The 20,660-nt window shown below is 64.0% G+C and carries 24 protein-coding genes and 1 tRNA gene; 8 read left to right on the forward strand and 17 right to left on the reverse strand.

The features are described 5' to 3' along the window. The 5 genes from Q0D44_RS04220 to Q0D44_RS04240 all read right to left on the reverse strand — a co-directional run bounded on the left by Q0D44_RS04220 (position 1) and on the right by Q0D44_RS04240 (position 3,557). On the reverse strand, positions 1-234 hold the full coding sequence (locus Q0D44_RS04220; protein ID WP_294132848.1) for a BolA family transcriptional regulator: 234 nt from the start codon (positions 232-234) through the stop codon (positions 1-3). An 11-nt stretch (positions 235-245) separates the two neighbouring features. Continuing rightward, positions 246-569: a DUF1476 domain-containing protein gene (locus Q0D44_RS04225; protein WP_294132850.1), complete on the reverse strand. Its 324-nt coding sequence runs from the start codon at positions 567-569 to the stop codon at positions 246-248. 57 nt (positions 570-626) lie between these two features. Further along, on the reverse strand, positions 627-1,220 hold the full coding sequence (gene leuD / locus Q0D44_RS04230; RefSeq protein WP_294132853.1) for a 3-isopropylmalate dehydratase small subunit: 594 nt from the start codon (positions 1,218-1,220) through the stop codon (positions 627-629). Between the two features lie 112 nt (positions 1,221-1,332). Then, on the reverse strand, positions 1,333-2,781 hold the full coding sequence (leuC, locus tag Q0D44_RS04235; protein ID WP_294132856.1) for a 3-isopropylmalate dehydratase large subunit: 1,449 nt from the start codon (positions 2,779-2,781) through the stop codon (positions 1,333-1,335). A gap of 89 nt (positions 2,782-2,870) precedes the next feature. Beyond that, positions 2,871-3,557, reverse strand: a complete 687-nt coding sequence (locus tag Q0D44_RS04240; RefSeq protein ID WP_294132858.1) for a glutathione S-transferase family protein — start codon at positions 3,555-3,557, stop codon at positions 2,871-2,873. 198 nt (positions 3,558-3,755) lie between these two features. Here Q0D44_RS04240 and Q0D44_RS04245 point away from each other — a divergent pair, with 198 nt between their 5' ends. Continuing rightward, on the forward strand, positions 3,756-5,561 hold the full coding sequence (locus Q0D44_RS04245) for a DUF885 family protein (protein ID WP_294132862.1): 1,806 nt from the start codon (positions 3,756-3,758) through the stop codon (positions 5,559-5,561). A 219-nt stretch (positions 5,562-5,780) separates the two neighbouring features. Here the strand turns inward: Q0D44_RS04245 and Q0D44_RS04250 are convergent, their stop codons facing one another. Further along, positions 5,781-7,376, reverse strand: a complete 1,596-nt coding sequence (locus Q0D44_RS04250) for an isocitrate lyase (protein WP_294132865.1) — start codon at positions 7,374-7,376, stop codon at positions 5,781-5,783. Positions 7,377-7,517: 141 nt separating this feature from the next. Here Q0D44_RS04250 and Q0D44_RS04255 point away from each other — a divergent pair, with 141 nt between their 5' ends. Continuing rightward, positions 7,518-8,906: a helix-turn-helix transcriptional regulator gene (locus tag Q0D44_RS04255; protein ID WP_294132870.1), complete on the forward strand. Its 1,389-nt coding sequence runs from the start codon at positions 7,518-7,520 to the stop codon at positions 8,904-8,906. On the opposite strand, the gene Q0D44_RS04260 is transcribed toward Q0D44_RS04255, so the two are convergent. From Q0D44_RS04260 to Q0D44_RS04300, 9 genes are all read right to left on the reverse strand, one after another. After that, positions 8,903-9,097 carry a hypothetical protein gene (locus tag Q0D44_RS04260; protein WP_294132873.1) on the reverse strand — a complete coding sequence of 65 codons (195 nt, stop codon included), beginning with the start codon at positions 9,095-9,097 and terminating at the stop codon, positions 8,903-8,905. The genes Q0D44_RS04255 and Q0D44_RS04260 overlap by 4 nt on opposite strands. 133 nt (positions 9,098-9,230) lie before the next feature. Further along, positions 9,231-10,169 carry a right-handed parallel beta-helix repeat-containing protein gene (locus Q0D44_RS04265; protein ID WP_294132876.1) on the reverse strand — a complete coding sequence of 313 codons (939 nt, stop codon included), beginning with the start codon at positions 10,167-10,169 and terminating at the stop codon, positions 9,231-9,233. Between the two features lie 132 nt (positions 10,170-10,301). Further along, complete coding sequence (locus tag Q0D44_RS04270) at positions 10,302-10,763, reverse strand: SRPBCC domain-containing protein (protein WP_294132879.1); 462 nt, start codon at positions 10,761-10,763, stop codon at positions 10,302-10,304. Continuing rightward, positions 10,760-11,251 (reverse strand): VOC family protein, encoded by a 492-nt coding sequence (locus Q0D44_RS04275; RefSeq protein WP_294132882.1) that lies wholly within the window; start codon positions 11,249-11,251, stop codon positions 10,760-10,762. Before Q0D44_RS04275 ends, Q0D44_RS04270 begins: the two co-directional genes overlap by 4 nt. Further along, entirely contained in the window at positions 11,248-12,051 is an 804-nt protein-coding gene (locus Q0D44_RS04280; RefSeq protein WP_294132890.1) for a VOC family protein, read from the reverse strand. The genes Q0D44_RS04275 and Q0D44_RS04280 overlap by 4 nt, the downstream gene beginning before the upstream one ends. A 23-nt stretch (positions 12,052-12,074) precedes the next feature. Continuing rightward, positions 12,075-12,437 carry a DUF1428 domain-containing protein gene (locus Q0D44_RS04285; protein ID WP_294132892.1) on the reverse strand — a complete coding sequence of 121 codons (363 nt, stop codon included), beginning with the start codon at positions 12,435-12,437 and terminating at the stop codon, positions 12,075-12,077. A gap of 109 nt (positions 12,438-12,546) precedes the next feature. Beyond that, entirely contained in the window at positions 12,547-13,458 is a 912-nt protein-coding gene (locus tag Q0D44_RS04290) for a hypothetical protein (RefSeq protein ID WP_294132893.1), read from the reverse strand. A gap of 210 nt (positions 13,459-13,668) precedes the next feature. Further along, positions 13,669-14,679, reverse strand: coding sequence for a nitronate monooxygenase (locus tag Q0D44_RS04295; protein WP_294132895.1), 1,011 nt, complete (start codon positions 14,677-14,679; stop codon positions 13,669-13,671). Between the two features lie 111 nt (positions 14,680-14,790). Further along, positions 14,791-16,056 (reverse strand): aspartate kinase, encoded by a 1,266-nt coding sequence (locus Q0D44_RS04300; protein ID WP_294132896.1) that lies wholly within the window; start codon positions 16,054-16,056, stop codon positions 14,791-14,793. 82 nt (positions 16,057-16,138) lie between these two features. On the opposite strand from Q0D44_RS04300, the gene ubiG reads away from it, so the two are divergent. Continuing rightward, positions 16,139-16,876 carry a bifunctional 2-polyprenyl-6-hydroxyphenol methylase/3-demethylubiquinol 3-O-methyltransferase UbiG gene (ubiG, locus tag Q0D44_RS04305; RefSeq protein WP_294132898.1) on the forward strand — a complete coding sequence of 246 codons (738 nt, stop codon included), beginning with the start codon at positions 16,139-16,141 and terminating at the stop codon, positions 16,874-16,876. A gap of 4 nt (positions 16,877-16,880) precedes the next feature. Continuing rightward, positions 16,881-17,471, forward strand: coding sequence for a YdeI/OmpD-associated family protein (locus Q0D44_RS04310; protein ID WP_294132899.1), 591 nt, complete (start codon positions 16,881-16,883; stop codon positions 17,469-17,471). Between the two features lie 38 nt (positions 17,472-17,509). Here the strand turns inward: Q0D44_RS04310 and Q0D44_RS04315 are convergent. After that, positions 17,510-17,596, reverse strand: a tRNA-Tyr gene (locus Q0D44_RS04315). Between the two features lie 103 nt (positions 17,597-17,699). Between Q0D44_RS04315 and Q0D44_RS04320 the strand changes: the two genes are divergently transcribed. Together Q0D44_RS04320 and Q0D44_RS04325 are read left to right on the forward strand one after the other, a co-directional pair. Continuing rightward, complete coding sequence (locus tag Q0D44_RS04320) at positions 17,700-18,440, forward strand: RNA methyltransferase (protein ID WP_037490038.1); 741 nt, start codon at positions 17,700-17,702, stop codon at positions 18,438-18,440. A gap of 35 nt (positions 18,441-18,475) precedes the next feature. Beyond that, positions 18,476-19,195 carry a hypothetical protein gene (locus tag Q0D44_RS04325; RefSeq protein WP_294132905.1) on the forward strand — a complete coding sequence of 240 codons (720 nt, stop codon included), beginning with the start codon at positions 18,476-18,478 and terminating at the stop codon, positions 19,193-19,195. A gap of 124 nt (positions 19,196-19,319) precedes the next feature. On the opposite strand, the gene Q0D44_RS04330 is transcribed toward Q0D44_RS04325, so the two are convergent. Then, positions 19,320-19,637 (reverse strand): 2Fe-2S iron-sulfur cluster-binding protein, encoded by a 318-nt coding sequence (locus Q0D44_RS04330; protein WP_294132907.1) that lies wholly within the window; start codon positions 19,635-19,637, stop codon positions 19,320-19,322. A 77-nt stretch (positions 19,638-19,714) separates the two neighbouring features. On the opposite strand from Q0D44_RS04330, the gene Q0D44_RS04335 reads away from it, so the two are divergent. Both Q0D44_RS04335 and Q0D44_RS04340 read left to right on the forward strand, forming a co-directional pair. Then, the gene (locus Q0D44_RS04335) at positions 19,715-20,332 is read left to right on the forward strand and encodes a DNA-3-methyladenine glycosylase 2 family protein (RefSeq protein WP_294132910.1); all 618 of its coding nucleotides are present in this window, start codon (positions 19,715-19,717) and stop codon (positions 20,330-20,332) included. Between the two features lie 2 nt (positions 20,333-20,334). Next, positions 20,335-20,562, forward strand: coding sequence for a DUF2188 domain-containing protein (locus tag Q0D44_RS04340; protein WP_294132912.1), 228 nt, complete (start codon positions 20,335-20,337; stop codon positions 20,560-20,562). Positions 20,563-20,660 lie beyond the last annotated feature (98 nt).

The raw sequence follows: 20,660 nt of genomic DNA on the forward strand, positions 1-20,660 counted from the left end.
TTAGTTGGGAACCGCAGTGGTCAGTTGCAAGGCGTGCAGCACGCCGCCCATCCGGCCGCCGAGCGCGGCATAGACGGCGCGTTGCTGCGCCACCCGGCTCATGCCGCGGAAACTTTCCGCCACCACCCGCGCGGCATAATGATCGCCGTCACCCGCCAGATCGGTTATTTCGACATCCGCGTCGGGGATTGCGGCGCGAATCATATTGGCAATGTCGTCGGCGGCCATGGGCATCGCAGGCGGCCTTACTGCGCTTCGATGAACATGCGGCGGGCGATCACCGCCTGCTCTTCAAGCGCGGCGCGGACGCCCGGCTCGTCAATGTCGATCCCGGCGGAGGTCATGTCGCCCACCAGCTTGCGGATGACATCCTCGTCACCGGCTTCCTCGAAATCGGCCTGCACCACTGCCTTGGCATAGGAATCGGTTTCTTCCGGCGTCAGGCCCATCTTGGCCGCAGCCCATTCGCCCAGCAGTCGGTTGCGACGCGCCTGGATGCGGAACTGCATTTCCTGGTCATGGGCGAACATATTTTCAAAGGCCCGTTCGCGATCGTCGAAAGTCGTCATGCCAAATGCCCTGTCCAAAGCCCGATAGTGCGATAAGAGATAGGAAGAAGCGCGCGTTTACGCAACGGCGGGGATCATCCAGGGGCGATCCTGCGCCACTTTTGCTTCATAGACGCCGATGCCGTCGGCATCGCCCAGCGTCAGGCCGATTTCGTCCAGACCGCCCAGCAGGCAATGTTTGCGAAACGGGTCGATTTCGAAGCTGAAACGATCCTGAAACTGGGTCGTGACGGTCTGCTGCTCCAGATCGACATGGATTTGGTCGGTCTGCGCCACCTCCATCAGCCGGTCGATCGCCTGCTGCGGCAATACGACGGTCAAAATGCCGTTCTTGAATGCATTGCTGGAAAAGATATCGGAGAAACTCGGCGCGATCACCACCCGGATGCCCAGATCGCCCAGCGCCCAGGCGGCATGTTCGCGACTGGAGCCGCAGCCAAAATTGTCGCCCGCGATCAGGATCGGGCTGCCCGCATAGGCCGGATCGTCAAAGACGTTGCCCGGCTCCTTGCGCAGCACTTCAAACGCGCCCCTGCCCATGCCGTTGCGCGAAATCGTCTTGAGCCAGTGCGACGGGATGATGATGTCTGTGTCGACATTCTTCATCCCGAACGGATAGGCCTTGCCCTCGACCGTGGTCAGCTTGTCCATCAGCGCGCCTGCTTTACTTCCGTGGCGGAAATATCCTCGGCCCGGCCCAGCGTCGCGGCCATGGCCGCGCTGGCCAGTGCGCCCAGCGTCAGCAGCCAGAAAATCTTTTTCACTATGCCATCCCCTCTTCTTTTTTCAACAGTTCGCGCACGTCGGTCAGCCGGCCGGTGATCGCCGCTGCCGCCGCCATCGCGGGCGACACCAGATGGGTGCGCGCGCCCGGTCCCTGACGGCCCATGAAATTGCGGTTGCTGGTCGAAGCACAACGTTCGCCCGCAGGCACTTTGTCCGGGTTCATGCCAAGGCAGGCGGAACAGCCCGGCTCGCGCCATTCAAAACCAGCGTCGGTGAAGATGCGGTCCAGCCCTTCGGCTTCGGCCTGCCGCTTGACGAGGCCAGAGCCGGGAACGACCATCGCGTGCTTGATCCCGCTGGCGATGTGCCGCCCATCGAGCAACGCGGCGGCGGCGCGCAGATCCTCGATCCGGCTGTTGGTGCAGCTGCCGATGAAAACATGTTCGATCGGCACGTCGGCCAGTTTCTGCCCGGCGGTCAGCCCCATATAGTCGAGCGACTTTTGCGCCGCCGCCCGCTTGGACGCATCCTCGAAACTTGCAGGGTCCGGCACCACGCCGGTCACCGCGATGACATCTTCGGGACTGGTCCCCCAGGTCACGGTCGGCACGATGTCGGCGGCGTCGATCACCACCGTCTTGTCGAACTGCGCGCCTTCGTCGGTCACCAGCGTGCGCCACCAGGCGACGGCTGCGTCCCAGTCGGCACCCTTGGGCGCCATCGGGCGGCCCTTGAGATAGGCGAAGGTCGTGTCGTCGGGCGCGAACAGGCCCGACCGCGCGCCCGCCTCGATCGACATGTTGGCGACGGTCAAGCGCCCCTCGATCGACATGTCGCGGAACACGGAGCCGCGATATTCCATGACATAGCCGGTGCCGCCCGCCGTGCCGATATGCCCGCAAATCGCCAGCGCGACATCCTTGGGCGTCACGCCGAAACCCAGCTTGCCCTCGACCACGACTTCCATCGTTTTGGATTGTTTGAGCAGCAGAGTCTGGGTCGCCAGCACATGCTCGACCTCCGACGTGCCGATACCGAACGCCAGTGCGCCCAGCGCGCCATGCGAACTGGTATGGCTGTCGCCGCACACCAGGGTCGTACCCGGCAGGGTGAAGCCTTGCTCCGGTCCCACAACATGGACGATGCCCTGCTCCACATCGGCGTCACCGATCAGGCGCACGCCAAATTCCGGGGCGTTGCGCTCCAGCGCGGCGAGTTGCTGCGCGCTTTCCGGGTCGGCGATCGGGATGCGATGGCCGTCGGCGTCGCGGCGCGGCGTCGTGGGCAGATTATGGTCCGGCACCGCCAGCGTCAGGTCCGGCCGACGCACTTTGCGTCCCGCAAGACGAAGCCCCTCAAACGCCTGTGGCGACGTCACTTCATGGACGAGGTGGCGATCAATATAGATCAGGCAGGTGCCATCCGGGCGGCGCTCGACGACATGCGCGTCCCAGATCTTCTCATAGAGGGTGCGGAGCTTAACCATAGTGGTTTCCCCCTAGACCCGGAATGACTGGGGGAAAAGGGGGAAGCGGGCAGAAAACTGCTCTTTTGTCCATATGGCGGGCAACAATGTTACACCGCCCGATAATCTGCGATGATCCGTCCTGCTGCACCGATTTCGGCCTCATGGCTGTCCTCGCGCCATGTCTCGGCCAGGGCGGCCTCTTCCCATGCCTGCATCGCGGGGTGTGCCAGCATATGATCGAGCCATGCCTGACCCACCGGTCCGACATCCAGCCCGTAGGTCCGCGCCCGGAACGCGACCGGCGCATAGAAGGCATCGACTGCGGTGAAGGCCGATCCCGCAAGGAACGGCCCGCCGAAACGCGCCAGCCCTTCGGCCCAAAGCTCGGCGAGGCGCGCAATGTCCCTGTTCAGCGCGGGCGAGTGCAGGTGCGGCTCGACCCGCACCCCGACATTCATGGTGCAATCGTTGCGCAGTGTCGCAAAGCCGCTGTGCATCTCCGCTGCCGCGCATTGCGCCCAGGCCCGCGCGGCTTCGTCGGTCGGCCAGACGGCGGGATGGCGATCGCCCAGATAGAGGGTGATCCCCAGCGAATCCCAAATGGTCCGTTCGCCGTCTATCAACGCAGGCACCTGCCCTGTCGGCGAAAAGCTGCGGAAGGCGGCATAGTTGGTCGCCTGCGTGAAGGGTTCGATCCGGTCGACGAACGGGATGCCCAATGCGGTCATCAGCACCCAGGGGCGCAGCGACCAGCTGCTATAATTGCGATTCGCGGTGATGAGGGTGTAGGTCATGGCCGTGTCTCCCTAATGCAGGCTGGTCGCGGCATTATCGTATCGGTAAATGCCGGTATAGCCGCAACCGGCAATGCGAAACATAAGGCTGGCTTATCTGGCGCAAGGCCTAGCCAAGCCTTTGGAAGGGCGGCACAAGGGGGCATCATGGGCGTTGTCCCCCTCAGCGCCCTTTCCCTGACAGACGGAGACCCCTTCGTGAACCGACGTCAATTTCTCGCCACCAGTGGCGCGACCGCGCTGACCGCTGCCACCCCCGTCTTTGCCCAGCCCGCCGCTGCCGATACCCGGCTGCGCGCCATGCTCGACGGCTTTTTCTACGAACGACTGGCGGATTCGCCCGAACAGGCCACCAGGCTTGGCCTCGACACGGGCGAGCGCTCGGCGTTGCGCGGCAAGCTGAGCGACACATCCGCCGCCGGGGTTGCCCGTGATCTGGCGCGCAGCAAGGCGCAGGCAAAGCAACTGGCGAGCATCGACCGCAAGGCGCTGAGCGATGCATCAAAACTCGATTATGACGTGGTGACCTATCAGCTTGATCGGTCGATCGGCGGCGAACGCTTTGGCTATGGCGAAACGGCGGGCCGTTACGCGCCCTATGTGCTGAGCCAGCTGACCGGCAGCTATCGCGAGACGCCCGATTTCCTCGATTCGCAGCATCGGGTGAAGGATGCGGCTGACGCCGACGCCTATCTCGCCCGGCTCGAAGCCTTCCCCGCGTCGATGGACGGCGAACTGGCGCGGCAGAAGGCGGACGCGGCCAAGGGCGTGTTTGCGCCCGACTATATTCTCGACACGACGCTCAAGATGCAGGCGTCGCTGCGCGACCAACCCGCCGCGCAGACGGTGCTTGTCGCTTCGTTCGCCAAGAAGCTTGCTGCCGCTGGCCTGCCGCCCGAACGCGCCGCGCAGGCCGAAAAGATTGTCACGGACACAATCTTCCCCGCACTCGATCGCCAACGCGCGCTAGTTCAGCAACTGCGGGCCAAGGCCAGCCATGACGCGGGCGTGTGGCGTCTGCCGGACGGCGAAGCCTTTTACGCGGCCGCTGCCGAAGCGGCGACCACCACGCAGCTGACCGGGGATGAAATCCATCAGATCGGGCTGGATCAGGTGGCAGAGATCAGTGCGCGGATCGACACGATCCTGAAGGGCGAAGGGATGAGCCAGGGGAGCGTGGGCGACCGCCTCGTCGCGCTCAACCAGCGCCCGGACCAGCTTTTCCCCAACACTGATCCGGGTCGCGAGGCATTGCTGGCGCAACTCAATGTCCAGATCGTCGCGATGCAGAAGCGACTGGGCGAAGCGTTCAATACCGTGCCCAAGGCCCCCGTCGAGGTCCGCCGCGTGCCCGTCACCATCCAGGCGGGCGCGCCGGGCGGCTATTATCAGAATGCCTCGCTCGATGGATCACGCCCGGCCATCTATTATATCAACCTGCGCGACACGTTCGACCGGCCCAAATTTGGCCTCGCAACACTGACCCATCATGAGGCGGTGCCGGGTCATCATCTGCAAGTGTCGGTCGCGCTGGAATCGGATGCCATTCCGATGATCCGTCGGCGCGGCGGCTATAGTGGCTATAGCGAAGGCTGGGCGCTCTATTCCGAGCAGCTGGCCGATGAAATGGGCATGTTCGATGGCGATCCGCTGGGGCAGGTCGGCTATCTCCAATCGCTGCTGTTCCGCGCCACCCGCCTGGTCGTGGACTCCGGGATGCACGTCAAACGCTGGAGCCGGGAGAAAGCGACCGACTATCTGATCGCGACCACCGGCATCGCGCGCGGGCGCAGCCAGGGCGAGATCGACCGCTATACGGTGTGGCCGGGTCAGGCGTGCAGCTACAAGATCGGTCATACCGTCTGGAACGACCTGCGCGCCGAGGTGAAGAAGAAGCAGGGCGCGGCGTTCGACATCAAGGCGTTTCATGACGTGCTGACATTGGGAGCTATGCCGCTCGACATATTGAAGCAGACGGTGCGGCAGCGGGCGGGGATTGTGTAAAGCACAGCCGTCACCCCGGCGAACGCCGGGGTCCAGAGCGATCAGGTGCAGCGCGAACCTCCCTGGATTCCGGCTTTCGCCGGAATGACGGGTGATGGAGGCACACTGCTTCAATCTAAAACGAAAAAACGACCCGGCGGTGCGCCGCCGGGTCGTCAAGTCCTTCCACCCAAATCGCGGGACATCTGCACGTCCCGCGAACTGGCTCTTGAGCAGCCTTTAGGCTGCAAACTGATTCATCGTATTGTGGGCGCCGCCCGCCTTGAGCGCGGCTTCACCGGCGAAATAATCCTTGTGATCGTCGCCAATGTCGCTGCCCGACATATTCTGATGCTTCACGCAGGCGATGCCCTGGCGGATTTCCTTGCGCTGGACGCCCTCGACATAACCCAGCATCCCTTCCTCGCCGAAATAGGTCTTGGCGAGATTGTCGGTGCTGAGCGCCGCGGTGTGATAGGTCGGCAGGGTGATGAGGTGGTGGAAAATCCCCGCCCGCGCCGCTGCATCCTTCTGGAAGGTGCGGATCTTGTCGTCGGCTTCCCGGCCCAGATCACTGTCGTCATAATCGACGCTCATCAGGCGCGCCCGGTCATAGCCGCTGACGTCCTTGCCGGCTTCGACCCAGGCATCATAAACCTGCTGGCGGAAATTCAGCGTCCAGTTGAAGCTGGGCGAGTTGTTATAGACCAGCTTGGCGTTGGGGATGACTTCGCGGATGCGGTCGACCATCGAGGCGATCTGCTCGATATGCGGCTTTTCCGTTTCGATCCACAGCAGGTCCGCGCCATTTTGCAGCGAGGTGATGCAATCGAGGACGCAGCGGTCCGCGCCCGTGCCTTCGCGGAACTGGAACAGGTTGCTGGGCAGGCGCTTGGGGCGCAGCAGCTTGCCATCGCGGTTCAGGATGACGTCGCCATTGCGTGCCGTCGCCGGGTCGATCTCCTCGCAATCGAGGAAGCTGTTATACTGGTCGCCAATGTCGCCCGGTTCCTTGCTGACCGCGATCTGCTTGGTGAGGCCAGCGCCCAGCGAGTCGGTGCGGGTGACGATGATGCCGTCATCGACGCCCAGTTCGAGGAAGGCGTAGCGGCAGGCGCGGACCTTCGCGAGGAAATCCTCATGCGGCACGGTGACCTTGCCGTCCTGATGACCGCACTGCTTTTCGTCGCTGACCTGATTTTCGATCTGGAGCGCGCAAGCGCCCGCCTCGATCATCTTCTTCGCGAGCAGATAGGTGGCCTCCGCATTGCCGAAGCCCGCGTCAATGTCCGCGATGATCGGGACGACATGGGTTTCATAATTGTCGATCGCGTGGGTCAGGCGCTGCGCCTCGACCGCGTTGCCGCTCTCGCGGGCCTTGTCGAGATCGCGGAACAGCAGGCCGAGTTCACGGGCGTCGGCCTGCTTGAGGAAAGTGTACAGCTCCTCGATCAGCGCGGGAACGCTGGTCTTTTCGTGCATCGACTGGTCGGGCAGCGGCCCGAAGTCGGAGCGGAGCGCGGCGACCATCCAGCCGGACAGGTACAGATATTTCTGCTTGGTCGTGCCGAAATGCTTTTTGATCGCGATCATCTTCTGCTGACCGATGAAGCCGTGCCAGCACCCCAGCGACTGGGTGTAATTGGCCGGGTCAAGATCATAGGCGGCCATGTCGCGGCGCATGATGCCAGCGGTGTATTTGGCGATGTCGAGACCGGTGTTGAAGCGGTTTTGCAGCTTCATGCGGGCGACGGATTCGGCATTGATGCCGTCCCAGGTGCCGGGATGGCTGCCGATGAGTTGCTGCGCCTTCGCGATATTGTCCTGATAGGTCATGGCCTGTCCTTGCGTGGGAAGTGAGCTGTTGCGGCCCGCCTATTCCCTCCTGTTGCAGTGCGGCAGTCCTCCTGAAGTTCAGTTGTCGATCTTTACAAATTTATGCTGTAAAGTTGTAAAGCCTGCACAGGAGTCGGCCCGATGCGTAAGGATAGTCCGGTCTATATGGGGCCACGGTTGCGGCGGTTGCGCCGTGACCTGGGCCTGACGCAGGCTGATATGGCGGCTGATCTCGACATTTCCGCTTCCTATGTCGCGCTGCTGGAGCGCAACCAGCGGCCGCTGACCGCCGACATGCTGCTGCGGCTGGCGCGCACCTATAAGCTGGATATGGCGGAGGTGGCGGGGGATGGCGGGACTGAACAGACCGCGCGGCTCCATGCGGTGCTGAAAGACCCGATGTTCGCCGATCTGGACCTGCCCTCCCTCGCCACCGGGGACGTTGCGGTCAATTATCCGGGGATTACCGAAGCGCTGTTGCGGCTCTATACCAGCTATCGGGAGGAGCATCTGGCGCTCGCCGATCAGGGCGTTACCCCGGATGATGCGCCCGATCCGGTCGCGGAATCGAGACGCTTCCTTGCCGCCCGGCGCAACAGTTTTCCGCTGCTGGACGATGCGGCGGAGAAGCTGGCAGCGGAGGCGGAGACCGAGGGCGGTCTGACCGGCTGGCTGCGCGCGCGCCATAACCTGCGCGTCCGCCGCCTGCCGTCCGACGTCATGGCCGGGTCGCTGCGGCGCTATGACCGGCATCGCGACGCGGTGCTGCTCGACGATACGCTTGATACGGCCAGTTCGCAGTTCCAGCTGGCGCTCCAGATCGCCTATCTGGAGATGCGCAAGAGTTTCGACGCGATCCTGAAGGACGGGCAGTTTGCCGGGGAAAGCGGTCGCCGCCTCGCCCGGCGCGCGCTGGCGAGCTATGGGGCGGCGGCGATATTGATGCCCTATACCGCTTTCGCCAAGGCGGTGGAGGCGCGGCGCTATGATGTCGAAGCGCTGGCGCGGCAGTTCGGCACCAGTTTCGAGCAGACCGCCCACCGGCTGACGACATTGCAGAAACCGGGGCAGGAGCGGGTGCCGTTCTTCTTCCTGCGCGTCGATCCGGCGGGCAATGCGTCCAAGCGGCTCGACGGGGCGGGCTTTCCCTTTGCCCGCCATGGCGGCTCCTGCCCGCTCTGGTCGGTGCATCGGGTGTTCGAGACGCCGCGGGAGGTCGTCACCCAATGGCTGGAGCTACCCGATGGCCAGCGTTTCTTCTCGATCGCCCGCACTGTTACCGCAGGCGGTGGCGGTTGGGGCGCGCCCAAGGTTGAGCGGGCGATTGCGCTCTGTTGTGCCGCCGACCATGCCCATCGGCTGATCTACACGCAAAATGTCGCGGCCCCGGAGCCGACCCCCATTGGGGTCACCTGCCGCCTGTGCCACCGGCCCCAGTGCCTCGCCCGGTCCGCGCCGCCGATCGGGCGGGAGATGCTGCCAGACGATTTTCGCCGGACACGCGCGCCGTTTGGTTTCGCGGACGGTTAGGTGTCGATCAGGTCGAGATAGGCCACGACGTCATTGTCGGTCGCCAGATAGAGGCCGTCCTGCATCTCCTGCGTCTGCTGATCGGCCACGCGCAGCGCCTCGCTCAGGGGACCGTACATCAGGGTCGTCGCGCCGCCATCGTCCCCCAGATGATAGAGTCGGACGGTGGCGCTGTCATAGGTGGTTCGCATGATGGCTGTATCCGATAGTCCGCCACTCGATACAAATAAAACCGTTCGGGCTGAGCCTGTCGAAGCCTTGTTCTTTACTTCAAGAAGGACGACCCTTCGACAGGCTCAGGGCGAACGGAGGTTGGCGAAGTCCTTACCGCCGGTCCTTCACCTTCATGCTTGGTGCGAGGTCGTTCGCGCCGATCCGTACCGCGTCGTCGGTGAAGTTGGCGACGAAGGTGCTGTTGCGCTCTACCCCCGGCACGAAGCCGGCCTTATTGCCCTCGATCACAAGGCCTGCGCTCGAATGTTCGCGGCCTTCGGGGGCGATGGTGATGAAGGCGGACCAGTTGTCCTTGTCCTTGCCCTGCACCATGTCATTGCCGCTGATGGTGCCGCTCGCGCCGTTGGACAGGTCGATCATATAATTGGTGAGCTTGCCGCCGCTATCGTCAAAACTGTTGCCGGTGATCGTCACGCGGGCCGCGCGGCTTTTGAGATAATGGCCGCCATCGCCCTGGTCAAAGCGGCTGTTGGTGACGGTCAGCGCCGCCAGTCGGCCGATATAGATGCCATGGGCGCAATCGAGATCGCGGTCGCACCGGCCCAGATGGCGGAAGGTCGATTTGTCGATGCTGACCTGCCCGCCATCATAGTCGCCGGTCAATATGCCTTCCTCACTGTTGCGGAACAGGCTGTTGCGGACGGTGAGGTTGCCGCTTTCCAGGCGGATGCCCGCGCCATTGCCGTCGGGGACGCGGATATTCTGGAAGATGATGCCGTCCACCGCGCTCGCCCGCCCGCGTAGCACGAACGCGCCCTTGCCCTCGCAGGGCACGCCGTCGAAGATGACGGTGCCGGGCGTTGCGGCGCGAATGGTGACGTCGCCGCCCTGCTGCACGGCGCATTGATGATAGGTGCCGGGCGCAACCACCACCGTCCCGCGCCCGTCGCCGATCGCGCCGAGCGCGTCGGCCAGCGAGCCGAACGCGCGGCCCGATTCGGCGATGGTGAACGGGGCGGGATTGCCCTGTGCCAGCGCGGTCGAGGCGATGGCGATGGAGACGAGGAGGCTGGTGGACAGGATACGCATGGCGGCAAGGATAGGCGCGCGCGGCGTAGCGACCAAGGCGGGAACGGGGTTAACGCTGTGCTGCCCCGCTATGGGACAGAGTGGTGGGGGAAGGTTGATGGGAAGTGTGAGGGTCGCCCCCTCATCCAACCCTCACCCCGCCTCCGCCTCGCACAGCGCCTTGAACTGCGCCATCATCTGGTCCCAGCCGGGGTGGAAGCCCATCTCCAGATGCCGGGCCTTGGCCTCTGCGTCCCAATGGCGGGCGGTGGCGGTGAAGCGAGTGGCGTCGCCCTCCTCGGCGAAGGTCCAGATCGCGGTCATGAAGGGAGTTTGTGGCACCCAGCCTACGGCGTAGGCGTCGGTGGTGACGATCCGTTCGTGCGGCACGACCTCCAGAAAGACGCCCTCCATCGGCCCGGTTTCCTCGCCGTCCGGGCCGAACATCTGGACCGCGCTGCGGCCACCGGGGCGCAGATCTTCCTCGATCACTTCGGCGCGCCAGGGTTTGGGGCAGAACCATTCGTTCTTGCGATCGGTCCACACGCGCCAGCATGTCTCGCGCGGGGCGGCGATGGTGCAGGTGACGGACAGGTCATGTGCGCCCTCGCTCATGCCGCATCGCCATCGAAGGCCGCCTGCATGGCGGCGGTGTCGAGTTTCTGCATGGTCATCATCACCTCGATCATGCGGTCGATCCCGGCCTGGTCGCCGCTATGATAATTGGCGAGTATCCCTTGCGTCACCAATTGCCAGGACAGGCCATATTTGTCCTTGAGCCAGCCGCAGGGCGCGGGTGATCCGCCATTGGCGGTCAGCGCGTCATAATAGCGGTCCAGCTCCGCCTGATCCTTGCACGCGACTGACAGCGAGACCGCTTCGGTAAAGGGGAATTGCGGGCCGCCGTTCAGCCCCTGATAGGGCTGCCCGAACAGCGTAAATTCGACCAGCAGGACGCTGCCCCCCGCCGCTGGCGAGGGGGAGAGATTTTCCTGCGGATAGTAACTGATATGATCCACCGACCCGCCAAAGACGGAGACGTAGAAATGCGCCGCCTCCTCCGCCTGCCCGTCGAACCAGAGGCAAGGGGCGATGCTGGTCATGCGCTCTCTCCGGCGTCCGCGCGGGTACCGACCAGCGCGAACATTGCGCCCTGCGGGTCGAGCAGCTGGACGATCCAGCTGCCGCCGGGCACTTCGGACGGGCCGTGGAGGATCGTGCCGCCGCCTGCGGTCACCCGCGCCGCTGCCGCGTCAATGTCCCCAACGACGAAGTAGAAGAGCCAGAGCGGCGCGGGCATTTCCTTGGGGACCGGCATGATGCCGCCCGACATGCTGGGAAAATCGCTGCCGCCGGTCTGGGAGACGAGCTGGTAGATGCCCATGTCGCCCATATCCATGGCCTCTCCCTCGGTCCAGCCGAACTGGCCGGTGTAGAAGGCCATGTCGGCATCGAAATTACCGCTATACAGCTCGTGCCAGCCGACATGGCCCATCGCCATGGGCGGCGGGGCTTCCATGCCGTCGGGGCTGGAGCCTTTGAGCAGCATGAAGGTGGCGCCGCCCGGATCGCCCATCACTGCGAAGCGCCCGACGCCGTCTATATCCTCCGCCGGGCGCTTGATGCTGCCCCCGGCCGCGACCAGCCGCGCAGCGTCCGCATCAACATCGGCCGAGGCGATATAGCCGCCCCACCAGGGGGTCATGCCGCATTCCTTCGCTTCGGCCGGGATCGCCATCACCCCGCCCAGCGGCCCGGCGCTACCGACGACCAGCGTATAACCGCCATCTTCGCCAAACGGCATCTTGGTCCAGCCCACGACATCGGTGTAGAAGGCGAGCGCGGCCTGAGGGTCGCTGGTCATCAGCTCGACCCAGAAAAATTGCCCGTTGCGGTCGGTCATCGCCTCTCTCCTGCCTTAATGGTTCAAGCCTTTTCGTCGACCAGCACGGTAAAGCCGCCATAGATGAGGCGTGCACCGCTGAACGGCATGTCCTGCCCCTCCTCCGGCTTCATCCGCTCGTCCGCCATCATCTTGGCGGAACCTGCGTCGCGGGTTTCCTTGTCGGGCCATTCGATCCAGGAAAAGACGACCTCTTCGGCCTCTTCGGCGATCACGGCGGTGCGGAAATCGTTGACCTTGCCCAGCTTGATATCGTCGCCCCAACATTCGACCACGCGGGTCGCGCCATATTCGATGAAGATCGGGGCCATTTTCGCCGCGATATCAATATAGGCCTGCTTGTTGCCCTTGGGCACCGGGATCACGAAACCGTCCATATAGGCCATCGTCTCTCTCCTCCTTGGCTCCGCCATGCGCTGGCATGACGGGCAGAGCCGCCAAGCGACTCGCCAGCGATGATGCCGCCGCGCCCGCCGATGCGCAACGGCGCGTCGCTTATTCGGTATTGGTCGGCAGTGGCTGGACCATCAGCCTTGGTCCCGGCGTGGCGGGCAGGGTCGGCGCGACGGCGGGCGGACGGGCGGCCTGTGATGGGGCCGCCGCATCGGGCGGGGGCGGCAGGTTCTGCTGGATCGCGCTGGTCACGCTGGGGGCAAAGCCGGCGCGCGGTGCTTCGCCGGGCGGCACGGGCGGGGGTGGCAGCGGCGTGGGGGCGGCCCAGACGGTCACCGTCCCGCCGAAGCGCGACTGCCATTCGGCCAGCCGGCGCAGATAATCGGCATAGGCGGCGTAGAAATCCTGGAATGGCTTTTCCAGCTCCGCCAGCGCGGTCGGGGCATAGTCCAGCAGGGCGCTGGACGGCATCGTCAGCAGCTTTGCCCCGACGGCTTCGGCCACGGGGCAGAAGCTTTTGGTGACCGGCGGCAGCGAGAAGAAATTATAGACGGTCGTATTGAGCCGTTCGCGCGCGCCGAAGCCGGCGGTTCCATAGGCGACCTTATAGTTGCGATCGACCGCTTCATTGGCCTGCGTCAGCACGGTCCCATGAAGATGGAGCAGCCGGTTATATTGCAGCCGCGCCAGATCCGCGGCGCTGCGGCAGGACAGCGCTGCAACGTTGAGCGCCATGCGGACATGCCACAGCGCGGTGTTGGAGGTAACCTTCCGATTGGGGGTCAGATATTTGCCATCCGCTATTTCCGGGATGCTCATATCCTCCACCGCGCCCATGGGCGGGCGCGGCCGGACCGTTTCGACCAGCGGCGGCGGCGGGGTTGGCTCCGGTTTCTTTACCGGGGTCGAACAGGCCGCCAGCACGGCCAGCGACACAAGCGAAAAACGGCCATAAAAACGGCGCAGGACGATCATCAATTTCTCCGATGGGCTGCGCACCGTCATGCCGGGCATTCTGGTCGGAGGAAATATGCCTGATTAACCGTTCATCGCAAGGATTCAGGCAGCCCGTCGCTCTAGTGTGGTGGATTTGAAATTCGCCACATTTTTCGGCAAGGTCGGGAGCGAATTTCAAATCCCTAAACCACACTAGAATCAGATATTTGCTAGTGACCCTTATGAATCTGAAGTTCGTTCAATGCCTGCCAAATAAGGTGACGAACTTCAGATTCGGGTCACTAGCGCTACCGCCGCCTCCACCATCAGCTGCGCGATGATCTCGGCGACCGGTTCTTCCCTGGTCACCATGCCGACCGACTGACCCGCCATCAGCGACCCGCCATCGACATCGCCGTCGATCACCGCGCGACGCAGCGCACCGGCCCAGAAATGTTCGATCTGCAACTGCGCCTCGCCCATGTCGACCGCGCCTGCGTCGAGCAGATTGGCGACTTCGCGCTGCTTGGCAGTGAAATTTTCCATGCCCGCATTTTTGAGCGCGCGCACGGGGATGACCGGCAGGCGCGGGTCGATCTGAACGCTGGCGATGGCGTCGCGGGCAGATGCGCGGAAAAAGGCCTTTTTGAAGGCGGGGTGGGCGATGCTTTCGGTGGCGCAGGCAAAGCGGGTGCCAAGCTGCACGCCCGCCGCGCCCATTTCCAGATAGGCGGCGATCGCTTCGCCCCGACCAATGCCGCCCGCGACGAACACCGGCAGTTGCTCGCTCATTTCGGGGAGGATTTCCTGCGCCAGCACGCTGGTCGCGACCGGGCCGATATGGCCGCCTGCTTCATGGCCCTCAACGATCAGCGCATCGACGCCGGAGCGGGCCAGCTTCTTGGCCAGCGCCAGGGCGGGCGCGAAGCAGATGAGCTTGGCGCCTTTCGCCTTGATCGCCTCGATACTGCCCTTGGGCGGCAGGCCGCCGGCCAGCACGATGTGGGTCACGTCATGGCTGGCGCAGACATCGATCAGGTCGAACAGTTGCGGGTGCATGGTGATGAGGTTGACGCCGAAGGGCTTGGCTGTCAGCGCCTTGGTCGCCGCGATTTCCGCGTCGAGCAGGGCCGGCGTCATCGCGCCGCAGGCTATGACGCCAAAGCCGCCCGCATTGGACATGGCCGACACGAGATGCCGTTCCGACACCCAGCTCATCGCCCCGCACAGGATCGCGCTGTCGCAGCCGAGAAAGTGCGTGCCGCGGGCCATGAGGGCAGTGAGTTTGGCGTTGGTCATATCATTCTTTCCCCCCTCCCGCTTGCGGGAGGGGTCGGGGGAGGGTCTGTAAAGGAGATGGCGACACACGCCCTCCCCTAGCCCCTCCCGCAAGCGGGAGGGGAACAAATTTTACGCCGCCGGGGCGTCGAGGCCATAGGCGGTGTGCAGCACACGCACAGCCAGTTCGGTTTCGTCCTCGTCGATCAGCACGCTGACCTTGATCTCGCTAGTGGAGATGGCTTCGATATTGATGCCGCGATCGGCCAGCGTCTTGAACATGGTCGCTGCGACACCGGCATGGCTGCGCATACCCACACCCACGACGCTGATCTTGGCGACTTCGGTGTCGGTGATGATGCGGCGGAAGCCGATCGCGTCCTTGTTCGCTTCCAATATGTCTACGCTGCGGGCGAGGTCCGCGCGTGGGACGGTGAAGGTGACGTCGGTCTCTTCATTATCCTTGGAATCATTCTGGATGATCATGTCGACGTTGATCGCCGCGTCCGCCAGTGGCGTGAAGATGCTGGCGACCGCGCCGGGCTTGTCGGGCACGCGGGTCACGATGATCTTCGCCTCATTCTTGTCATGGGCGATGCCGGTGATGAGCTGACGTTCCATCTTGCTTTCCTTGAGCTTGGCTTCCAGTTCCTCGTCGCTGACGATCAGCGTGCCGGGCAGGTCGGTCTGGGTGGGATCATCGAAGGAGGACAAGACCTGCACGACCACGCCTTCCTTCATGGCGAGGCCGACCGAGCGGGTTTGCAGCACCTTGGCCCCGACCGAGGCGAGTTCGAGCATTTCCTCATAGGTGACGAGGTCAAGCTTGCGCGCGCGCGCCACGATGCGCGGGTCGGTGGTATAGACGCCATCTACGTCGGTATAGATGTCGCAGCGATCCGCCTTGATTGCGGCGGCAACGGCCACGGCGGAGGTATCGGAGCCGCCCCGGCCCAGGGTCGAGACGCGGCCATCGGCCATCATCCCCTGAAAACCGGGGATGACCGCGACCTGACCCGCGCCCATCGCGGTGAGCAGCGCGTCGGTGTCGATGCTGCTGACCCGCGCCTTGGCATGGGCTTCGACGGTCTTGATCGGCAATTGCCAGCCAAGCCAGCTGCGCGCGTCCACATCCATGGCCTTGAGCGTCATCGCCAGCAGGCCGCTGGTGATCTGCTCACCGGCGGCGACGACGACATCATATTCAGCCGGATCATAGAGGGCGGAAGCTTCCTTGCAGAAGCCGACCAGCCGGTCCGTCTCGCCCGCCATGGCGGACACGACGACGGCGACTTCATGACCTTGGGCCACGACATGTTTGACCCGCGCGGCCACGTTGCGAATTCGCTCCATCCCCGCCATGGAGGTGCCGCCGAATTTCATCACGATGCGCGCCATTTGCTTGTCGAACCTGCCTGTTGGTGAGAAAGAAAATGTCCCAGAAGGGCGAAACGGCGCTTCTTTAGCAGCGGATACGGATATGGCAAGCAACCCGACAGCAACGATCGACCCTAGAGAGGCCGCCCATTTCGGCACGATGGCGGCCGAGTGGTGGGACCCGCAGGGCAGCAGCGCAATGCTGCACAAGCTGAACCCGGTGCGGCTGGCCTATATTCGGGCGGCGATCGATGCGCATTGGCCGGGCAAATCGCATGATTTCGAGCCGCTTGGCGGCAAGCGCGCGCTGGATGTGGGGTGCGGTGCCGGGTTGCTGGCCGAACCGCTGGCGCGGCTGGGCGCGCGCGTGACCGGGCTGGACGCGGCGCCGGAGAATATCGCGGCGGCGCGCGCCCATGCTGACCGCCAAGGGCTGGCGATCGACTATCGCGCGACGCCAGTGGAAGAAGTGGCGGACGGCGGGTTTGATCTGGTCACGTCGATGGAGGTGATCGAGCATGTTGCCGATCCTGCCGCTTTCGTCCGCGCGCTGGCGGAAAGACTCGCCCCCGATGGCCTCATGATCCTGTCCACGCCAAACCGCACCCCCCTCTCCCGCCTGGCGATGATCACCATCGGCGAAAGCATCGGCGGCATTCCCAAGGGGACGCATGACTGGGGCAAGTTCATCACGCCGGAAGAATTGACCGCGCTGCTGGGACAGGCCGGGCTGGAGGTGATCGACAGTAGTGGTATCGGCTTCGATCCGGGACGTGGCTTCACCCTGTCGGCGAACAAGGCGATCAATTATCTGCTGACCGTGCGGCACCGGCGGGACTGACGCGATGGTGGGCGATCCCCGCATCGACGCCTATGTTGCGCGGCAGGCGGATTTTGCCCGGCCGATCCTGACTCATATCCGCGCGCTGGTTCATGCTACGGTGCCGGAGGCGGGCGAGGCGATCAAATGGGGGATGCCCTTCTTCACCTATAAGGACCAGAATCTGTGCAGCATGGCGGCGTTCAAGGGTCATGCCGCTTTCGGCTTCTGGCATGACAAGGTTGGGCGCGATGATGCCCGGCAGGGGGCGATGGGGCAGTTCGGCAAGATCACCCGCCTGAGCGACCTACCGTCTGACGCGGAGATCGCCGCTTTGCTGCGCCAAGCGATGGCGTTGATCGATGCGGGGGATCGGCCGCGCACCAGCACGAAAGAGCCGCGCGCGCCGCTGCCAGTCCATCCGGCTTTTGCGGACGCTATTGCCGCTGACCCAGCTGCCGCGGCGGTGTGGGCCGCCTTCCCGCCCGGCAAGGTCCGCGACTATTGCGAATGGATCAATGACGCCAAGGGTGATTCGACCCGCAACAAGCGCATGGCCCAAGCGGTCGAATGGATCGCGCAAGGCAAGGGGCGGAACTGGAAATATCAGAGATAGCGGGGAGCGACTTGATCCGCCCGACCCTTTTAAGAGGGTGGTGGACAGGGTTGGGTTCGAACCAACGTAGGGCGTAGCCCGGCAGATTTACAGTCTGCTGCCTTTAACCACTCGGCCACCTGTCCATACCCTTCGCGGTCAAGAAAAAGCTTCTTTCCCGCGCTGGAGGCGGCTCAATGGCGAAAGGAGGCTTGCCTGTCAATGGTCGGATGTGAAAAGAGCGCTTCCATGAAAAGAGGTCATCGTCCCGCCAAGCCCAAGGGCGCGTTCCCGCGCTTCTATGGTCGCCACGCCGTCATTGCGGCGCTGGCCAATCCCAACCGCATCGTGCGCAAGATATGGGGCACCCGCGAAGCGCTGGGCGCGCTGGAGCTGCCGCCGGTGCTGCCGATCGTCTATGCCGATGTGGCCGATATGGGCCGGATGGTCCCGTCCGATGCCCCGCATCAGGGCATCGTCGCCGAAGTCGAGCCGCTGGACGATGTCTGGCTGGGCGATATTCTGGACGAAGGGCGCGATGACAAGCGGCCGATCCTGGTGCTGGATCAGGTGACCGACCCGCATAATGTCGGCGCTATCCTGCGGTCGGCCGCCGCGTTCGATGCGCTGTGCATCGTCACGCAGGACCGGCACGCCCCGCCCGAATCAGGCGTGTTGGCGCGCGCGGCATCGGGCGCGCTGGAAATCATGCCATGGGTGCGGGTGGTCAACCTGTCGCGGGCCTTGGACGAAATTGCTGAGGCGGGTTATTGGCGGATCGGGCTGGATGGCGAGGCCGATACCAATCTGGGAGACGCGATCGGCGAATCGCGGGTCGCGCTGGTGCTGGGGGCCGAAGGCGAAGGGCTGCGTCACAACAGCATGGCGCATTGCGACATTTTGGCTAAACTGCCGATCAGTCCGCGGATGGAGAGCCTGAATGTGTCCAACGCCGCGGCCATCGCCCTGTACGCCGCCGCCAGCCGGTAGGCAGCCGACCGGGCGGCTAGTCGGGGGACGTCGCCATGACATGTCTGTTGCGTTGGGTGCTGGCCCTGCCGGGGGTGATGGCGCTGTCGGCTTGCCTGGTGACGCCGGGCAAGTTTGAGTCCTCGCTCGACATTCGGGCCGACCGCAGTTTCAGCTTTGCCTATAAGGGCGAGATCATCGCATCGGACAGCGGCAAGGGGGCGATGGGCATCCCTGAACCGGCAAGCGAGGATGGCGAAGCGGCGCCGGCGCAGCTGTTGCAGATTGCGCAGGAGACGTTCGACGGCGAAGCCGACAATGGTAACGACGTGCAAATGCGCGCGATCGCTGACGCCTTAACGAAAGAAAAAGGTTTTAGATCAGCGCGTTATTTGGGAAAGCGCAAGTTCGATATCGACTATGCGATCAGCGGACGGCTGACCCATGCCTTCCTGTTTCCCTTCAACATCGACGCGCAGATCGTGTTGCCCTTCGTCGCGGTGGAATTGCGCGGGGACGAGCGGGTACGGGTGAAAGCGCCGGGCTTTGCCAATGGGTTCGACAAGAGTCAGGGGCCGACACTGGGCGCGGGCGGGCCGGGCGAGGACGCTGCCAAGGCGCTGAACGGCAGCTTCACGCTGACGACCGACGCGGAGATTGTCAGCCAGAATCAGGAGGAAGGCGCGCAGCCTGGCACCAATGGCAAGCGCATCGTCTGGCGGGTTACGCCGCTGACGAGTGAGGAGCCCGCCGCCACGCTGCGATTGCAGCGTTGAATTTTGGTTCAGATTCGCTGAACGGAGCCGCACCGGCCCGCACCTCCACCCGGCCTCCCACAGTATATCCTGAACGGGAGGCCGGGTGGAGGTGCGGGCCGGTGCGGCCTAGATCAATATAGCATCAATCTTCCGGCGCGATGGTGACGCGCAGGCCGTCCAGCGCGTCGTTCAGCACGACCTGGCAGGACAGGCGGCTGGTGTTGTTGCGATGGTCGGAGCTGTCGAGCAGGTCGTTTTCGTCCTCGGTCATCGCGGGAAGCGAATCGGCGAAGGCCGGGTCGACATAGATATGGCAGGTGGCGCAGGAGCAGCAGCCGCCGCACAGGGCGAGCAGCTCGTCAAAGCCGTTGTCGCGGATGACTTCCATCACCGACAGGCCATTGTCGCCATCGACAGCCTGTTCTTCGCCCGCACGGTTGACCACGATCAGTTTCGGCATCTATCCAGTCCCCTAGAATTTTCTTCGCCGCTCTGACGGACAGACGTCGGGAAATCAAGGGCGGATGGAAACAACTTATGGTCACCACCACAGATACATTGCGCAACAGCCTGGACGCCATCGCCGCAATCGAGCCGGGATTTGGCGCGGCGCTGGGCCGTGTCGGCTATCCTGAGCCGCGCCTGCGGGAGCCGGGTTATGAAACGCTGCTGCGCACGATCGTGGGCCAGCAGGTCAGCGTCGCGGCGGCGGCGGCGGTGTGGCGCAAGCTGGAGGCGGAACTGGGCGCGGGCTGCGCGCCCGACGCGCTGCTGAGCCGAGACTATGACGCGCTGCGCGCCTGCGGTCTGTCGCGCCAGAAACAGGGCTATGCCCGCAGCCTGGCCGAAATGGTGCTGAGCGGCGCGCTGGACCTGAACGCCCTGCCCGCCGATGATGAGGAAGCGATTGCGCAGCTCATCCAGATCAAGGGGATTGGCCGCTGGTCTGCGGAAATCTATCTGCTGTTCGCCGAAGGGCGGCCCGACATCTGGCCGGCGGGCGATCTGGCGGTGCAGATCGAGGTTGGCCGGATATTGGGCCTGCCCGAACGACCGAGCGAAAAAATGACCCGCCAACTCGCCGAAGCCTGGCGTCCGCATCGCGGGGCCGTGGCCATCATGGCGTGGCACCATTATAACACAGAGGTTCTATGACCATGACCGCTACACTCCCCCACGCCCGCTACATCGTCCTGGCCCACGAGGGCGTGTGGAAGATCAATTTGAACAACAGCTATTATGGCCCGTTTGACACGCAAGCGGCGGCAATCGAGAGCGCGACGGACACGGCGCGCAAGGCCAGCGAAGGCGGCTATCCTGCGTCCGTCCTGTTGATGAAGGACGCCACCAATTTCGAGACTGTGTGGAGCAGCGTGCAGGATTGACCCTGCATTTTGGTCTATCGACCAAGGATTCTTATGCGGTCACGGGAACCGTGCGGGCAGCGGGGCATTTCTTGTCCTGAATCATACAGGCCCCAAGG

This window comes from Sphingobium sp. (assembly GCA_023266575.1).
Lineage (GTDB): Bacteria > Pseudomonadota > Alphaproteobacteria > Sphingomonadales > Sphingomonadaceae > Sphingobium.

What these genes read in the sequence shown, in the direction of transcription:
- ubiG (WP_294132898.1), top strand. Translation starts at nt 16,139, where the DNA reads ATGGCAAGCAACCCGACAGCAACGATCGACCCTAGAGAGGCCGCCCAT.
- Q0D44_RS04220 (WP_294132848.1), bottom strand. Translation starts at nt 234, where the DNA reads ATGCCCATGGCCGCCGACGACATTGCCAATATGATTCGCGCCGCAATC.
- leuD (WP_294132853.1), bottom strand. Translation starts at nt 1,220, where the DNA reads ATGGACAAGCTGACCACGGTCGAGGGCAAGGCCTATCCGTTCGGGATG.
- Q0D44_RS04335 (WP_294132910.1), top strand. Translation starts at nt 19,715, where the DNA reads ATGGTCACCACCACAGATACATTGCGCAACAGCCTGGACGCCATCGCC.
- Q0D44_RS04330 (WP_294132907.1), bottom strand. Translation starts at nt 19,637, where the DNA reads ATGCCGAAACTGATCGTGGTCAACCGTGCGGGCGAAGAACAGGCTGTC.
- Q0D44_RS04265 (WP_294132876.1), bottom strand. Translation starts at nt 10,169, where the DNA reads ATGCGTATCCTGTCCACCAGCCTCCTCGTCTCCATCGCCATCGCCTCG.
- Q0D44_RS04250 (WP_294132865.1), bottom strand. Translation starts at nt 7,376, where the DNA reads ATGACCTATCAGGACAATATCGCGAAGGCGCAGCAACTCATCGGCAGC.
- leuC (WP_294132856.1), bottom strand. Translation starts at nt 2,781, where the DNA reads ATGGTTAAGCTCCGCACCCTCTATGAGAAGATCTGGGACGCGCATGTC.
- Q0D44_RS04255 (WP_294132870.1), top strand. Translation starts at nt 7,518, where the DNA reads ATGCGTAAGGATAGTCCGGTCTATATGGGGCCACGGTTGCGGCGGTTG.
- Q0D44_RS04290 (WP_294132893.1), bottom strand. Translation starts at nt 13,458, where the DNA reads ATGCCCGGCATGACGGTGCGCAGCCCATCGGAGAAATTGATGATCGTC.
- Q0D44_RS04310 (WP_294132899.1), top strand. Translation starts at nt 16,881, where the DNA reads ATGGTGGGCGATCCCCGCATCGACGCCTATGTTGCGCGGCAGGCGGAT.
- Q0D44_RS04260 (WP_294132873.1), bottom strand. Translation starts at nt 9,097, where the DNA reads ATGCGAACCACCTATGACAGCGCCACCGTCCGACTCTATCATCTGGGG.
- Q0D44_RS04280 (WP_294132890.1), bottom strand. Translation starts at nt 12,051, where the DNA reads ATGACCGACCGCAACGGGCAATTTTTCTGGGTCGAGCTGATGACCAGC.
- Q0D44_RS04275 (WP_294132882.1), bottom strand. Translation starts at nt 11,251, where the DNA reads ATGACCAGCATCGCCCCTTGCCTCTGGTTCGACGGGCAGGCGGAGGAG.
- Q0D44_RS04240 (WP_294132858.1), bottom strand. Translation starts at nt 3,557, where the DNA reads ATGACCTACACCCTCATCACCGCGAATCGCAATTATAGCAGCTGGTCG.
- Q0D44_RS04225 (WP_294132850.1), bottom strand. Translation starts at nt 569, where the DNA reads ATGACGACTTTCGACGATCGCGAACGGGCCTTTGAAAATATGTTCGCC.
- Q0D44_RS04320 (WP_037490038.1), top strand. Translation starts at nt 17,700, where the DNA reads ATGAAAAGAGGTCATCGTCCCGCCAAGCCCAAGGGCGCGTTCCCGCGC.
- Q0D44_RS04295 (WP_294132895.1), bottom strand. Translation starts at nt 14,679, where the DNA reads ATGACCAACGCCAAACTCACTGCCCTCATGGCCCGCGGCACGCACTTT.
- Q0D44_RS04270 (WP_294132879.1), bottom strand. Translation starts at nt 10,763, where the DNA reads ATGAGCGAGGGCGCACATGACCTGTCCGTCACCTGCACCATCGCCGCC.
- Q0D44_RS04325 (WP_294132905.1), top strand. Translation starts at nt 18,476, where the DNA reads ATGACATGTCTGTTGCGTTGGGTGCTGGCCCTGCCGGGGGTGATGGCG.
- Q0D44_RS04300 (WP_294132896.1), bottom strand. Translation starts at nt 16,056, where the DNA reads ATGGCGCGCATCGTGATGAAATTCGGCGGCACCTCCATGGCGGGGATG.
- Q0D44_RS04285 (WP_294132892.1), bottom strand. Translation starts at nt 12,437, where the DNA reads ATGGCCTATATGGACGGTTTCGTGATCCCGGTGCCCAAGGGCAACAAG.
- Q0D44_RS04340 (WP_294132912.1), top strand. Translation starts at nt 20,335, where the DNA reads ATGACCGCTACACTCCCCCACGCCCGCTACATCGTCCTGGCCCACGAG.